This is a genomic window from Roseibaca calidilacus (assembly GCF_001517585.1).
In the GTDB taxonomy this organism is placed as follows: Bacteria; Pseudomonadota; Alphaproteobacteria; order Rhodobacterales; family Rhodobacteraceae; genus Roseinatronobacter; species Roseinatronobacter calidilacus.
On sequence record NZ_FBYC01000001.1, the window covers coordinates 277,289 to 291,623 of the forward strand.

The window sequence follows — 14,335 nt, forward strand, 5'->3', positions numbered from 1 at the left end:
ATGCGGGGGCCTGCCGTCGTTTTCGCGGCCATCCCCCCGCCGCCGACAGGAGAGACCCCCATGCTCGAATTCAAGGGCCTGACCAAGCAATTCCGCGACAATGTCGCTGTGAAGCCCGCCACGTTCACCATTCCCGACGGCCAGATGGTCGGCATTATCGGGCGCTCGGGCGCAGGCAAATCCACGCTGTTGCGCATGATAAACCGGCTGAACGAACCCTCTGGTGGGCAGATGCTGTTCGACGGGCGCGATATTACCGCGCTGAAGGGCCGCGCGCTGCGCCAATGGCGCAACGAATGCGCCATGGTGTTCCAGCAGTTCAACCTTGTGGGCCGTCTGAACGTGCTGACCAATGTCATGTCGGGGCGGCTGTTCCACCACGACTTCGCCACATCCATGCTGGGCCTGTTTTCCGCCAAGGAACGCGCCTTTGCTATTCGCGCGCTGGACCGGCTGGGCATGGCGCATGTGGCGCTGCAACAGACCGACACGCTGTCGGGCGGGCAGATGCAGCGCGTGGCAATCGCGCGGGCGCTGGTGCAAGAACCGCGCATCATGCTGGCCGATGAACCCATCGCCAGCCTCGACCCGCTGAACGCCAAGGTGGTGATGGACGCGCTGCGCGCCATCAACCAGGAAGACGGGCTGACGGTGATCTGCAACCTGCACACGCTGGACACCGCGCGCCAGTATTGCGACCGCATTATCGGGATGCAGGACGGCGTGATCGTATTCGACGGCACCGCCAAACAACTGACCGACAAGGCCGCGCGCGAAATTTACGGTGCAGAGGCCGAAGAAGCGTTTTCAGAGGCCATGACCTCTACCGCGCTGCGCCCGGCTGAAAAGCCCTTGGCAGACGCCCCGCGCGTGGTGAACTGACATGGCCGACCTAACGCAAAACCCCGGCGGGCAAGACCCCGTCGCATTGTTCGAGCGCCACCGCGCGCAATTGATCCGTGACCGGATGGCGGCGAATATCCTGCTGCTGGTCCTGTTCCTTGCCTTTCTGGCCTGGTCCATCTGGATTGCCAATTTCACGCCGGAACGGCTGGCGCAGGGCGTGCCGCGGATCTTTGAATATTTCGGCACGGTTATGCCATCGCTCCAGATGGATGTTCTGCTGGAAAGCCGTAACGAGGCCGGGCGGTTCCCCGCAGGTTCTATCGGGTTTTGGTACAACGATTTCTGGAAATACGTCACGCTGATCTGGGAAACCATCCTGATGGCGCTGACCGCAACGCTGCTGGCGACGGGGCTGGCGGTGATCCTGAGCTTTCTGGCCGCGCGCAACACCACGCCGCACCCCATGGTCGGCGCCATTGCGCGCCGGTTTCTGGAATTCTGCCGGGGCGTGCCGGAAATTCTGTTCGCGCTGGTGCTGGTGTTCTGGGTTGGCATCGGGCCGCTGGCCGGTGTTCTGGCCATTACCATTCACGCGGCGGGCGCATTGGGCAAGCTGTTTTCCGAAGTGGTCGAGAATGCGTCGATGCGCCCTGTGGACGGCATGAAAGCCGTGGGCGGATCGTGGTTCGAGCAGATGCGCTACGGCATTCTGCCGCAGGTTCTGCCGAATTTCACATCCTACGCGCTGTGGCGGTTCGAGATCAATGTCCGCGCGTCTGCCGTTGTCGGCTTTGTCGGCGCCGGCGGGATCGGGACGGAGTTGAGCCACACGATCAGCTTCTACTCGGATGACCGTGTAACGGCGGTGTTGCTGCTGGTCGTGCTGTTGGTGACGGTCATCGACCTTCTGTCCGAACGCGCGCGCCATACCCTTATCGGCAAGGAGGCTTTGAAATGAGCACGCTGAGTTTTGCCGCCATATCCCAAGCCGATATCGACGCGGCCCGCAAGCGCAACCCCAAGGCATTCGGCGATCCGCTGGTCACCACGCTAAGGGCTGCAAGCTGGGCGTTCGTGGTGATCTACATTGTCTGGTCGCTGGGCTTTTTCGAGATCGACAAGCTTTTGAACAATGCCGACCGCGCCGTGCAATTGCTGTCGCGCATGGTGATCTGGCAGGACATGGCGACATGGCAATATGCCAATATCTACAAAGGTATTGCGCAGACCATTGCCATGGCCTTCGTGGGCACGCTGCTGGGCACGATCTTTGCGCTGGGGCTGGCATTCTTCGCAGCGCGGAACACAATGCCGGTCGGCCCTGTGCGCCATGCCGTGCGCCGCTTGCTGGACGTGTTCCGCGGCATTGACCAAGTTGTCTGGGGGCTTGTCTTCGTGCGCGCTGTGGGCTTGGGGCCACTGGCCGGGGTATTGGCGATCTGGATTTCGGATATGGGCAACCTTGCCAAGCTCTATTCGGAAGCGATCGAAAATATCGACCGCAAGCAGGTCGAGGGCGTGCGCGCCACCGGGGCCGATACCGGGCGGATCATCCGCTATGGCTATCTGCCGCAAATCTTGCCGGTGTTCATCTCGCTGTCGCTCTATTCGTTCGAATCCTCAACCCGCTCGGCCACCATTCTGGGGCTGGTGGGCGCAGGCGGGATCGGGATGATTATTATCGAGCGGTTCCGCGCGGGCCTGTTCGATCAGGTCGCCTTCGTGGTGCTGAACGTGCTGGTGGTGATCGCGATCATCGACTGGGGCTCGGGCCTGATCCGCAAGCGCTTCATCGGCGAGCGCGGGCACTAGGCCAGCCACGCAAGAGTTGCTCCCGGCGGAAGCCTTCGCCGGGAGTATCTTGGCAAGATGAAGTTGATGACATGCATATCGTGATAACTGGCGCTGCGCGTGGCATTGGGCGCAACATGGCTGTGGGTGCGCTGGCGCGCGGTTGGCAGGTGACGGCCACTGTGCGGCAGGCTGGCGATGCACCCGTTGGCGCTGCGGAACTGGTCGCCGATATGCGCGATCTGGACAGTTTGGCGCGGGTTTGCGCCGGGCTGCGAAAGGTCAATGTTCTGATAAACAATGCCGGTATCATCGGCCCCGCGCGCCAAGCCACGCTGGACATGGATTTCGCAGGCTTTGCCGAGACACTCGCGGTCAACACGCTTGCCCCTTTGGCGATGGCGCAGGCGGTGCTGCCTGCCATGCAGGCGGGCGGGCGAATTCTGACCATCTCTAGCCAGATGGCGTGGATGGGTTATGCGAAATCCGACCGCATCGCTTATCGTGCCTCCAAGGCGGCGGTGAACAAGGTCATGCAGGGGCTGGCCACTGATCTGCGCCCGCGCGGCATTGCAGTGCTGCTGATAGATCCCGGCTGGGTGCGCACCGATATGGGCGGGCCAGAGGCCGAAGAAGACCCGGAATCGGTCGCAAGCGGGGTGCTGGACCTTGCTGCCAGACTGGACATAACACAGACCGGACAGTTCCTGCGCTGGACCGGTGAGCAGAGGGAATTCTGATGACGCGACAGCTTTCACCGGAAGGGGCGTTGATCCATCCTGATTGCACCATCACGAATAGTGACTTTGGGTCGTATACCGAGGTTGGAGCAGGCTCTGTGATCCTGAACACCACGATGGGCGATTACAGCTACTGTGCGCGGGGCTGCGATATTGCCAATGCCAGCATCGGCAAATTCACCAATATCGCCGCGAATGTGCGGATCGGCCCGACCGATCACCCTATGGACCGCGCAAGCCTGCACCACTTTCTGTATCGGTCCGACATGTATTGGCCGGACGAGGCCCCGGATGAGGCGTTCTTCGCCAAGCGCCGCGCGCGGCGTGTGACCATCGGCCATGATGTCTGGATCGGACATGGTGCAATCATCCGCCCGGAAGTGACCATCGGCACGGGCGCCGTGGTGGGCGCAGGTGCCGTGGTCACGCGCGACGTGGCCCCCTATACCATCGTGGTGGGTGTTCCCGCCGAGAAGATGCGCCGCCGGTTTTCCAAGCAGGTGGCCCGGCGTCTGGTTGATTTGGCGTGGTGGGATTGGGACCATAACCGCTTGCAAATGGCGCTGGGTGATTTTCGCACGCTAGAGGCCGAAGCCTTCTTGGAAAAATATGAAGAGGTGTTGCTGCATTGACCGCAGCTTATGCCGCGCGCGACATCTCTGAGATCTTGAGCAAAAAGCGTTCAAGGTTCGGGTCGCTATCGTCGAACGGGGCGTCATTGAACCGGAACCAGCGCATATCGCGATATTCGCGCGGGTCGTAATCGGGCAGGCGGCTACAATCGCCTTGCAGCCCATACCAGAGCGACACGTCCTCATGCGGCTGCGCGCCAATGGTTTCCGCAATGGTCAGGAACAACGGCGTGGCTTGCAGGAAGCGGGCAGGGGTGCGCAGCTCTTCCATGCATTCGCGGCGCACCGTGTCACGCGGGTGTTCGCCCATGTCCACATGCCCGCCAGGCGGCAGCCACAGGCCAGATGTGATATGCGCGCCCAGCAGGATATAGCCATGGTCCATGACCGGAAAATAGCTGACCAGATGCATGGGCGGTGTGGCGGGCGGGCGCAGCCGACAAAGCGGCGCGCCAGAGGCAACCCAAGCCTGCGCGCGCCCAAGATGGTCCAATTCCAGCAGGTCATGGGGGCGGATATGGCGCAATTCCTGGGTGATCGCGGCAGCGTAGCTCATTGGGTTACTGCGCGGCCATGACGGAATAAGCGGGTGCGATCAAACGGCGTGCGACATCTCTGGTCGCGTGCTGTATGCGACCGCCCGCGATCGTGGCTTCTATCCGGCGGGTATTGGGGTTCATCACCACCAGATCGGCGCGCTGACCGGGGCGCAACTGGCCACGATCCGTCAGCCCCATGATACGCGCAGGCGCGGTCGAGATCATCTCCCACGCATGGGCAAAAGACAGCGCGCGGGCATCGGCAATGGCCCAAGCCGCCTGTGCCAGCGCCGGGATGTAGTAATCCGAGATCAACGCGTCGCACAGCCCTTCTTCGACAAGGTCCATTGCGGCAATATTGCCCGACTGTGACCCGCCGCGCACGATATTCGGCGCGCCCATCAGCACCGGTTCGCCCGCATCGCGTGCGGCTTGCGCGGCGGCCACGCTGGTTGGGAATTCGCACACCTGCGCGCCGATACCCCGGAAAAACGCGCGGGTTTCCGGGTCCGGGTCGTCATGTGACCCAAGCGTAACGCCTGCGGCCACCAGATCGGCGGCCAGCCCTGTCAGGAAGGCGGGGATGTCGGGGTCTGCCTTGTGCGCCTCTTCGACAATCGCCAGCAGCGTGTCGGGTGTGTGCCCGTTTGACCCGGCCCAGATCGCGAAGCGGTCCGGCTTGTTGCGGGCCATGTCCAACGCTTCGGGCAGGTGATTGTTGAACACGATGTAATCAAGGTGATACTCGCGCACCACGGCCATCAGCGCGGCATGGTCACGCGGCATATGGGTTTCGAACCGCAACTGGATGCGGATATCGGTGCCCAGCCGCTGCGCGATCTGGCGGCGTGCGTCCAGCAGGGCGACCGCTTCGTCCGGGGACCGCGCGCCCCCTTCCCATGACCAGCTTTGCGCGAACCAAGCGGTGGTCACGCCTTGGCAGGCAAGCTCGGTATCGGCTGCCAAAAGGGCCGCGCGCTTGTCGAACGGGGCAGAAGGGCGCGGGCGGATATGCCGCTCGAAACCGTCGCCATGTAGGTCCACGATGCCGGGAAGCACCCAGTAGCCGGTCAGGTCCAATGTCTGCATCTGGGTGCTGGGCGCAACGATCTGTTCGCCGGACAGGGCAATGTCAGTGTCTTCCAGCGTGCTGCCAACAAGGCAAAGTGCGCCGGTCAGGCGCAGGTCAGGCAGGGTGGTCATTGGACGGTCCTTCAGCTTTAAGCCGGGGCTTAGGCCAAGCATATGAACCTTATGCGACAATGGCACCAGTTTCTGGCCCGTCCAAAACCAGATCGACCCTTGCTGCAACAAAAAATGTGCGTCCGTATTCCAGCGGGCGGCCATCGGGGTCGATATTGATCGCCTCTGACAGCAGCAGCATGTCACCCGGCGCGATCTCCAGGTGGCGGGCTTGCAGCACATCGGCGGCATAGCCTGAAATGCGGGTGGATTTGCGCGTGTAATCCGGCACGCCAAGCGCGCGCAACGCCCGCGTTATAGAATCGCCGCTGGCAAGGTGGCGGCCCAGTTCGGGAAAGCGCGTGGCGCAAAAGGCAGACCGAAACAGCGACACCGGTTGGTCATCGGCAAGGCTGATGCCTTCAACCACATGCAGGGGGGCATCGGGGCGCAGGGACAGCGCATCGGCTTCAACCTCGGTCGCGCGGGCAAGCGCGGTGTGCAGGATGCGCCGGGACGGGGCGCGGCCCGTGTCCAAAAGGTTCTGGTGAAACCGGGTGCGTGGCCCGATGCGATAGGGCAAGCGTTCCGCCGCGCGTACGAACACGCCCGCACCCCGGCGTGCCTGCACCAGCCCGGCCTCTGCCAAGGCGGCCAGCGCGCGGCGCACGGTATGGCGGTTGACCCCGAAACGCTGCGCCAGATCGGCCTCTGTTGGCAGGCGGCTGCCCGCACGCCACTGCCCGCGCGCAATCTCGTCGCGCAACGTGTCATGTATGGCCAGCCACAGCGGTTCAGGTTTTTCCATGTCGTGAAACTTTCACAAAAAATCCTTTGAAGGCAAGGAATACTTCGCGTATTTGTCTAGTTGTCTATAATATGCGGAAAGCCCTGACAATGACCGAATCCGAACCGCGCCGCGACTGGATGGGCCTGCTGGCCCGCGCGCCCGGTCCCATGCTGGACAGGCTTTGGCCCGACCCGGCCCCGGCCTTCGACTGGCTTCGTCGCCCCGAGCAGGGCAGCATGATGGTGCAGGGCCGCGCCGGTGCCGTTGGGGCCGCGTTCAATCTGGGCGAAGTCACGGTGACGCGCGCATCTGTCCGGCTGGGCTGCGGCACGGTCGGTCACGCGCTGGTGCAGGGTCTGGATGCGCGCAAGGCTGAGCGCGCGGCGCTGCTGGATGCGCTTTTGCAAACGTCTGCGCACAACGATCTGGCCGTGCGGGTTCTGACGCCCTTGCGCGAGGCCGAGGCGCAGGCGCAAGCGGCGCGCGCAAAACGGGCCGCCGCCACCAAGGTCGATTTCTTTACCATGGTTCGGGGGGAAGCGTGATGGATGGTTTGACCCCTGGTTTCGACCAGCCCGCAACCGATGCCGCCCGCGCCTTTCGCATGGTGTTGGATGCGATGGCGCATCCCGGCCGCATAGTCACGTTGGATGGCCCCGCTGCGCCCGCGCCCTGTTCGCAAGCCGCCTGCGTGGCGCTGCTAACCTTGGCCGATGCGACAACGCCGCTGCATCTGGCGGGCGCGCATGATTGCGGCCCCTTGCGCGACTGGGTGGCCTTTCATCTGGCGGCGCCGCTGGTTGGCCCGGAAGATGCCACCTTCGCGCTGGGCACATGGGGCGCGCTTGGACCGCTGACAGCCTATCGCCAAGGCGCACCCGACTATCCCGACCGCTCTGCCACGCTGATTGTTGAAATGCCCGCCTTGGTGCCGAACGGCACGCGCTTGACCGGGCCGGGCATTGAAACGGCCGCATATCTGTCCTTGCCCGACGCCGGCGCTTTGCGCGGCAATGCCGCGCGCTTCCCCTTGGGGCTGGATTTTCTGTTCACAAGCGGTGCGCAGTTGGCGGCCCTGCCGCGCACGACCAAACTGGGGGATAGCTGATGTATGTGGCTGTCAAAGGCGGCGCACGCGCCATTGCCAACGCCCATGCTTGGCTGGACGAGGCGCGGCGCGGCGACCGCGAGGTGCCGGAAATGGGCGCGGACCAGATCCGCGAACAACTTGCGCTGGCGGTGGACCGGGTGATGGCCGAAGGGTCATTATATGACCCGGACTTGGCCGCGCTGGCGCTGAAGCAGGCGCGGGGCGACACGATCGAAGCTGTCTTCCTGATCCGCGCTTTTCGCACCACCTTGCCGCGTTTCGGGGCCAGTGTGCCGGTGCAGACGGACAAGATGCAATTGTCGCGCCGTATCTCTGCCACTTACAAGGATGCACCGGGCGGGCAGGTTCTGGGGCCGACTTTCGATTACACGCATCGGCTGCTGGATTTCGGGCTGGCAAAGGGCCGTGACGTGCCGCCCGCGCCGCAGGCCGAGACCGGGCTGGACCCCGCCCCGCATATCCTGAGCCATCTGGGCGGCGAAGGGCTGATGCAGTCCGAACCTCAAGCCATGGGCGCGGTGCCGGACCTGACCCGCGACCCGCTGGCCTTTCCCGCCGAGCGTGCGCTGCGCTTGCAGGCGCTGGCGCGCGGGGATGAGGGGTTCCTGCTGTCGCTGGCCTATTCCACGCAGCGCGGCTACGGGCGCAACCATGCTTTCGTGGGCGAATTGCGCATCGGGGTCGTGCGGGTTGCGGCGCATCTGCCGGAACTGGGCTTTGACATAGAATTTGCCGAAATCACCCTGACGGAATGCGAGACGGTAAACCAGTTCCAAGGGTCAAAGACCCAGCCTGCACAGTTCACGCGCGGCTATGGCTTGGTGTTCGGGCAGTCCGAGCGCAAGGCGATTTCGATGGCGCTGGTGGACCGGGCCTTGCGGGCCGAAGAGCTGGGCGAAGACCTGTCGGGAGCGCCCGCGCAGGACGCGGAATTCGTGCTGTCGCATTGCGACAACATCCAGTCCAGCGGATTTCTGGAGCATATCAAGCTGCCGCATTACGTCGATTTCCAGGCAGAACTGGAACTGGTGCGCAAGCTACGGCGCGAGGCCGGGGCAGATGCCGTGCCAGAGGCGGCAGAATGAACGCCCCGGTGCTGCCCTGCCTGCGCGCCCTTGCGTCGCGCCCACCCGCCCACCCCGCGCCGCAAGGGCGCGCGGTTGCACCATTTGGCCGACAGGTGTGCCCATGACCGACTATAATTTCGCCTATCTGGACGAAGCCACCAAGCGGATGATCCGCCGGGCGCTGCTGAAAGCGGTCGCCATTCCCGGCTACCAAGTGCCGTTCTCCAGCCGTGAAATGCCCATGCCCTATGGGTGGGGCACCGGCGGTGTGCAGGTGACAGCCGCCTGTCTGGTGCCCGAGGACACGCTGAAGGTGATCGACCAAGGCGCGGATGACACGACCAACGCGGTGTCGATCCGCAGCTTTTTTGAAAAAGTTGCAGGCGTGGCCACGACCGAAGCCACGGCAGAAGCGAGCGTTATCCAGACGCGCCACCGCATACCGGAAACGCCCTTGCGCGAAGGGCAGATTCTTGTCTTTCAGGTGCCGATCCCTGAACCCTTGCGTTTTCTGGAACCGCGAGAGACTGAAACCCGTGTCATGCACGCGCTCGAAGATTACGGGCTGATGCAGGTGCGCTTGTATGAGGACATCGCCCGGCATGGCGAGATCGCCCGCGCCTATGCCTACCCGGTCAAGGTGGAAGGGCGCTATGTCATGGACCCGTCGCCCATTCCGAAATTCGACAATCCGAAGCTGCACATGTCGCCCGCGCTTCAGTTGTTCGGCGCAGGGCGCGAATGCCGCATTTATGCGCTGCCGCCTTTTACACGGGTCGAGAGCCTCGATTTCGAGGATTACCCTTTCACACCGTCGAAGGCCGCGGGGCAGGATTGCGCGATCTGCGGCGCCGCGGGTAGCTATCTGGACGAGGTAATCACCGATGATGCGGGCGGGCGGATGTTCGTCTGTTCCGACACTGATTATTGCGCAACCCGCGTGCAGGAGGGCAGCGCATGACCCCGCTCTTGCAAGTAAAAAACCTGACCAAACGTTACGGCGCGCATCTGGGCTGCGGCGATGTGTCGTTCGATCTGTGGCCGGGCGAGGTGATGGGCATTGTCGGTGAAAGCGGATCGGGCAAATCGACCTTGCTGAACTGTCTTGCCGGGCATCTGGCCCCCGATGCGGGGCAGGTGATTTTCGACACGCGCGACCACGGCCCGCGCGACACGCTGCAAATGCCCGCCCCCGAACGCCGATGGCTGTCCCGCACCGACTGGGCCTTCGTGCACCAGAACCCGCGCGATGGGCTGCGCATGGGGGTTAGCGCCGGTGGCAATGTGGGCGAGCGGCTGATGGCGGTCGGCGCGCGCCATTACGGCGACATTCGCGGGCAGGCGCAAGACTGGCTGACCCGCGTGGAAATTGACGCGAACCGCATGGATGACCGCCCCAGCACCTTCAGCGGCGGGATGCAGCAACGTGTGCAGATCGCGCGCAACCTTGTGACCGGGCCAAGGCTGGTCTTCATGGATGAACCCACGGGCGGGCTGGATGTCAGCGTGCAGGCGCGGCTTTTGGACCTGCTGCGCGGTCTGGTGCGGCGGTTGGGCCTGTCGGTGGTGATCGTGACGCATGATCTGGCCGTGGTGCGGCTGCTGGCCGACCGCTTGATGGTAATGAAGGACGGCCATGTCGTTGAAGAGGGTCTGACCGACCAAGTGTTGGACGATCCGCAACATGGTTACACGCAGCTCTTGGTCAGTTCGGTGCTGAATGTCTGAGGGCAGGGCAGATGCCACGCGATGCCCCATGAGTATTTGGTGCAAGATGAAGGAATGGGGACGATGATAAACGTCACGGATGCTGGTAAACGTTTCGTGTTGCACAATCAGGGCGGGACGGTCTTGCCCGTCATGTCGGGGGCGTCCCTGCATGTTGGGCCGGGCGAATGCGTGGCGCTGACTGGCGCGTCGGGGGCGGGCAAATCCACCCTGATGCGGATGATCTGGGGCAATTACCGCTGCGACACCGGGTCGATCCGCGTGGCGGGGGTAGAGCTGAACGGCGCCGCGCCGCGCGATGTTCTGGCGCTGCGGCGTGACCGTCTGGGCTATGTCAGCCAGTTCCTGCGGGTGATCCCGCGTGTCCCTACGCTGGACGTGGTTGCCGAACCCTTGGCCATGCAAGGTATGCCAGAGCCAGAGGCCCGCGCGGCGGCCGAGGCAATGCTGACGCGGTTGAATATTCCCCAGCGCCTGTGGGGGTTGTCACCGACGACCTTTTCCGGCGGCGAACAGCAGCGTGTGAACATCGCCCGCGGCTTTATCCATAACTGGCCGGTCATGTTGCTGGACGAACCGACGGCGAGTCTGGATGCCGCAAACCGCGCGGTGGTTCTGGACCTGATTTCAGAGGCCAAGGCAAGCGGGGCCGCGATTCTTGGTATTTTCCACGATCTGGCCGCAAGGCAGGCCGTGTGCGACCGCGAGGTCGATGTGCAAGCCTTTACACCCAAGGGGCAGGCAGCATGAGCGCGGGGCGGCTTGTGGTCGTGGTCGGCCCTTCGGGCGTGGGCAAAGACACGCTGATCGGCGCGCTGGCCGAACATTGCCCCGAGATTGTCGTGGCGCGCCGGGTCATCACGCGCGCCGCCGGGGCCAAGGGCGAAGATCATGATGCGGTCAGCGAGGCCCTTTTCGACGCAAGGCTGGCCTTGGGGCATTACGCCGTGCATTGGTCCGCCCATGGCTTGCGCTATGCCATCCCGGCCACGATAGACGGCGCGCTGGCTGCCGGGCGCATGGTGGTGTTCAACGGCTCTCGGGGGGCATTGCCCGCGATCAAGGCGCGCTACCCGCAGGCCGAGGTGCTGATGATTACCGCCACACCGGAAACGCTGGCCCGGCGGTTGCAGGCGCGCGGGCGCGAAACCGCCAGAGAGATCGCCGCGCGTTTGAAGCGCGCCGCACTGGACCCGCCCAAGGACGCGCATGTCATTTTCAATGATGGGTCGCTGGAAGATGCGCTGGCGCAGATGTTACGCGCACTCAACCTGTCAGCGCAAAGCGCCTGAGCAGATGGAAGCGACCGGATTCATCCTCGCCGAACACGGCAAGTTCGGATATCTCGTGCGGCTCTGCCAGAATTGGGCCAAACCACGCATCGGCGGCGCGGAACAGGTCGCGCATCGTGGCATCGTCCAGCTTGCCGCTGAGGGTAATGTGGAAGCGGAATTCATCCATCACGAACGGGTAGCCCCATTCCGTCAGCAGCGCGTCTTGGTGCGGGGTCAACCCGGCGGCGCGGCGGCGGTCCAGATCGGCCTGCGACAGCGCTGCGCGAAACGGATTGGTCGCGCGCACCAAATCGGCGGCCAGCGTTTCCAGCGTTGGGCCTTGCGGGTCGGGCAAGATGGCCAGAAAACCGCCAAGAACGCGCAGGCGCAATTTGCCCAACAGCACCGGCGGCTGCTTTTGCGCAAAGGTCTCGACCGCGTCGAGGAAGGTTGCGGGCGCGGTTGCCAGCCGCATGGGCGCGCGCAATGTGCCATGCAGCCCGTATTTGCGCGGTGTGCGCGTGACGGTCGCCAGATCAAGGCCCAGATCGGGATGCGGCATGTCCTGTCCTGCTGCCGGATCCCAGCCCAGCCAACGCGCGCCGGCGGCGGCAAAATCGCTGCCTTCGGGCGGTGCGTAGAAAACCGCGTATCGGCTGAAATGGTCGGGCATGGCATTGGTCCTGTCACTTGCGTGGCCATGTCGTGGCATGACCGCATGACAGCGCCATGACGCACGAAACCATCTTACCGTCAAAGAGGTTCGGATGACAGAACGTATCTTGTCCAATGCCCGGCTTGTGCTGCCAACAGAGATCTTGCGCGGCACGGTGCTTTTGCGTGAGGGTGTCATTGCGTCCATCGATACAGGTGGGACGGCCCTGCCGGGTGCAGAGGATTGCGACGGCGATTTCATTTGCCCCGGCCTGATCGAATTGCACACCGACAATCTGGAACGCCACCTTGCACCGCGCCCCGGCGTGGACTGGCCCCATGCCGCGGCAGTGGTGGCGCATGACCGCGAATTGGCGGGTTGCGGGATTACGACGGTTTTCGATGCGCTGCGCCTTGGGTCGCTGACCGGCAAGGACCGGCGCGGGCGTGGGCGCTATGCGCGCGACCTTGCAACCGAATTGTTACAGATGCGCTCTGCGGATGCGCTGAAGATCAGCCATTTTCTGCATCTGCGGGCCGAAGTCTGTTCGGAAACCCTGATCGAGGAACTGGAAGAATTCGGGCCAGAGGACCGCGTCGGCATTGTCAGCTTGATGGATCACACGCCGGGGCAGCGGCAATTCTCTAACCTTGCGCAGTTGCGGGTTTATATGCGCGGCAAGCACGGCCTGACCGATGCCGAATTTGAAGACCACGTTGCCCGCCAGCAAGCGCTGGGCGCGCGGGTGCGCGACCCGCATGAAACTGCGGTGGTCGCGGCTGCAAAGCGTTATGGCGCGGTATTGGCCAGTCATGACGACACGACCCAAGCCCATGTCGCGACCTCTGCCGGTCATGGGGTGCGGCTGGCCGAATTCCCGACAACGCTGGTTGCCGCGCAAGCCTGCCATGCGCATGGCATTGCGGTCATGATGGGCGCTCCGAACCTTGTGCGGGGCGGGTCGCATTCTGGCAATGTCGCGGCGGCAGAACTGGCGCAGGCGGGGCTTCTGGACATCGTCTCATCCGATTATGTGCCGGCGGCGCTGCTTCAGGCGGCGGTCCAGCTAGGCCAGATATGGGACAACTTGGCAGCGGGTATCGCCACCGTCACCGCAGCGCCTGCACGGGCTGCGGCGTTGCACGATCGCGGGTTGTTGCAAGTGGGGCTGCGCGCAGACCTTTTGCGGGTGCGGCTGTTGGGGGCGACGCCATTGTTGCAGGCGGTATGGGTGCGCGGCACGCGCGTTGCGTGATTGTCAGAAAACATCGTGAGCGCGGCGCATGGCTAGCTGATTGTCAGCCTGTCGCGCGCTGTGCGTTTGACGGTGTCGGCAAGATGGGATCAGCCCCGCTGACGATGCCGATAGCCATACAGCGCGGCATAGGACATGCGCCAAACCGTGACAGCTATCGCCACAGGCGCCAGAAAACGTGTAAATGGAAAATGGCGCACCAAAGCGGTAGAAGATGAGAACTGGAAAGTTGTTTTGAAACGGTAGGTTGGCGTTCATCGACATTGGCTTTTGGGGGGGCGTGTTGGACAAAATCCAAAACCGCGTTGGAATGACTTATCTTGCTGTGATTATTGAAGACATTTTTTTCGCTCTTTAAGCAGTCAAAGATTTAACCGCCCCCATGGCGTCACGAACAGCGGCGCAAAATATCACCCACCATTACTTATGAAGACATCGCAAAGGGCAGAAAGCTGACCTTCGCCTCAATCTTCGACACGTTGGAGAAGCTTCATAATCAGCCGGTCATGCGAGACGATCGCTCTGCGCCGCAGGTTATCAGCGGCGCAATTCAGGCTGTCATGTGTCAATGTGACAGCAGAACCGCAAGGCTAAGGCCTGAAGCACGACCTTCGTTGCTCCATCCAGAATGAGGTCGGGTTCCCGAAAGGGGCGCAAGGGATGTCGGCAATGCGGTCGGACATGGCGTACGCTCCTTTCACAGTTGCAGGGCGCAATACTCGCAA

General features: G+C 63.2%; 17 protein-coding genes. 13 read left to right on the forward strand and 4 right to left on the reverse strand.

Going from position 1 to position 14,335, the window contains the following annotated elements; all coding sequences use genetic code 11:
- Positions 1-60 precede the first annotated feature (60 nt).
- From phnC to AWT76_RS01205, 5 genes are all read left to right on the forward strand, one after another.
- Complete coding sequence (phnC, locus tag AWT76_RS01185) at positions 61-882, forward strand: phosphonate ABC transporter ATP-binding protein (RefSeq protein ID WP_072244343.1); 822 nt, start codon at positions 61-63, stop codon at positions 880-882.
- Between the two features lies 1 nt (position 883).
- The gene (gene phnE / locus AWT76_RS01190; RefSeq protein WP_072244344.1) at positions 884-1,804 is read left to right on the forward strand and encodes a phosphonate ABC transporter, permease protein PhnE; all 921 of its coding nucleotides are present in this window, start codon (positions 884-886) and stop codon (positions 1,802-1,804) included.
- Positions 1,801-2,658 (forward strand): phosphonate ABC transporter, permease protein PhnE, encoded by an 858-nt coding sequence (phnE, locus tag AWT76_RS01195; protein ID WP_072244345.1) that lies wholly within the window; start codon positions 1,801-1,803, stop codon positions 2,656-2,658. Before phnE (AWT76_RS01190) ends, phnE (AWT76_RS01195) begins: the two co-directional genes overlap by 4 nt.
- Positions 2,659-2,729: 71 nt before the next feature.
- Positions 2,730-3,377 (forward strand): SDR family NAD(P)-dependent oxidoreductase, encoded by a 648-nt coding sequence (locus AWT76_RS01200; protein WP_072244346.1) that lies wholly within the window; start codon positions 2,730-2,732, stop codon positions 3,375-3,377.
- Positions 3,377-4,009 carry an LbetaH domain-containing protein gene (locus AWT76_RS01205; protein ID WP_072244347.1) on the forward strand — a complete coding sequence of 211 codons (633 nt, stop codon included), beginning with the start codon at positions 3,377-3,379 and terminating at the stop codon, positions 4,007-4,009. The genes AWT76_RS01200 and AWT76_RS01205 overlap by 1 nt, the downstream gene beginning before the upstream one ends.
- A gap of 7 nt (positions 4,010-4,016) precedes the next feature.
- Here the strand turns inward: AWT76_RS01205 and AWT76_RS01210 are convergent, their stop codons facing one another.
- From AWT76_RS01210 to phnF, 3 genes are read right to left on the reverse strand one after another with little or no spacing between them, the layout of a single operon-like run.
- Entirely contained in the window at positions 4,017-4,565 is a 549-nt protein-coding gene (locus AWT76_RS01210; protein WP_072244348.1) for an NUDIX domain-containing protein, read from the reverse strand.
- Positions 4,566-4,569: 4 nt separating this feature from the next.
- Complete coding sequence (locus AWT76_RS01215; RefSeq protein ID WP_072244349.1) at positions 4,570-5,751, reverse strand: alpha-D-ribose 1-methylphosphonate 5-triphosphate diphosphatase; 1,182 nt, start codon at positions 5,749-5,751, stop codon at positions 4,570-4,572.
- A gap of 49 nt (positions 5,752-5,800) precedes the next feature.
- Entirely contained in the window at positions 5,801-6,538 is a 738-nt protein-coding gene (phnF, locus tag AWT76_RS01220) for a phosphonate metabolism transcriptional regulator PhnF (RefSeq protein WP_072244350.1), read from the reverse strand.
- A gap of 89 nt (positions 6,539-6,627) precedes the next feature.
- Between phnF and phnG the strand changes: the two genes are divergently transcribed.
- The 7 genes from phnG to phnN all read left to right on the forward strand — a co-directional run bounded on the left by phnG (position 6,628) and on the right by phnN (position 11,718).
- Positions 6,628-7,065, forward strand: a complete 438-nt coding sequence (gene phnG, locus AWT76_RS01225) for a phosphonate C-P lyase system protein PhnG (protein WP_072244351.1) — start codon at positions 6,628-6,630, stop codon at positions 7,063-7,065.
- A complete protein-coding gene (phnH, locus tag AWT76_RS01230; RefSeq protein WP_072244352.1) occupies positions 7,065-7,628 on the forward strand; it encodes a phosphonate C-P lyase system protein PhnH in 564 nt (187 codons plus the stop codon). Before phnG ends, phnH begins: the two co-directional genes overlap by 1 nt.
- The gene (locus AWT76_RS01235; protein ID WP_072244353.1) at positions 7,628-8,716 is read left to right on the forward strand and encodes a carbon-phosphorus lyase complex subunit; all 1,089 of its coding nucleotides are present in this window, start codon (positions 7,628-7,630) and stop codon (positions 8,714-8,716) included. The genes phnH and AWT76_RS01235 overlap by 1 nt, the downstream gene beginning before the upstream one ends.
- Before the next feature lie 103 nt (positions 8,717-8,819).
- On the forward strand, positions 8,820-9,659 hold the full coding sequence (locus AWT76_RS01240; RefSeq protein ID WP_072244354.1) for an alpha-D-ribose 1-methylphosphonate 5-phosphate C-P-lyase PhnJ: 840 nt from the start codon (positions 8,820-8,822) through the stop codon (positions 9,657-9,659).
- Positions 9,656-10,426: a phosphonate C-P lyase system protein PhnK gene (phnK, locus tag AWT76_RS01245; RefSeq protein ID WP_072244355.1), complete on the forward strand. Its 771-nt coding sequence runs from the start codon at positions 9,656-9,658 to the stop codon at positions 10,424-10,426. Before AWT76_RS01240 ends, phnK begins: the two co-directional genes overlap by 4 nt.
- A 63-nt stretch (positions 10,427-10,489) precedes the next feature.
- A complete protein-coding gene (gene phnL, locus AWT76_RS01250) occupies positions 10,490-11,176 on the forward strand; it encodes a phosphonate C-P lyase system protein PhnL (protein WP_072244695.1) in 687 nt (228 codons plus the stop codon).
- Positions 11,173-11,718 (forward strand): phosphonate metabolism protein/1,5-bisphosphokinase (PRPP-forming) PhnN, encoded by a 546-nt coding sequence (gene phnN / locus AWT76_RS01255; RefSeq protein WP_072244356.1) that lies wholly within the window; start codon positions 11,173-11,175, stop codon positions 11,716-11,718. Before phnL ends, phnN begins: the two co-directional genes overlap by 4 nt.
- Here phnN and AWT76_RS01260 read toward each other — a convergent pair.
- On the reverse strand, positions 11,693-12,373 hold the full coding sequence (locus tag AWT76_RS01260; RefSeq protein ID WP_072244357.1) for a DUF1045 domain-containing protein: 681 nt from the start codon (positions 12,371-12,373) through the stop codon (positions 11,693-11,695). The genes phnN and AWT76_RS01260 overlap by 26 nt on opposite strands.
- 94 nt (positions 12,374-12,467) lie before the next feature.
- Here AWT76_RS01260 and AWT76_RS01265 point away from each other — a divergent pair, with 94 nt between their 5' ends.
- On the forward strand, positions 12,468-13,610 hold the full coding sequence (locus AWT76_RS01265) for an alpha-D-ribose 1-methylphosphonate 5-triphosphate diphosphatase (RefSeq protein ID WP_072244358.1): 1,143 nt from the start codon (positions 12,468-12,470) through the stop codon (positions 13,608-13,610).
- Positions 13,611-14,335 lie beyond the last annotated feature (725 nt).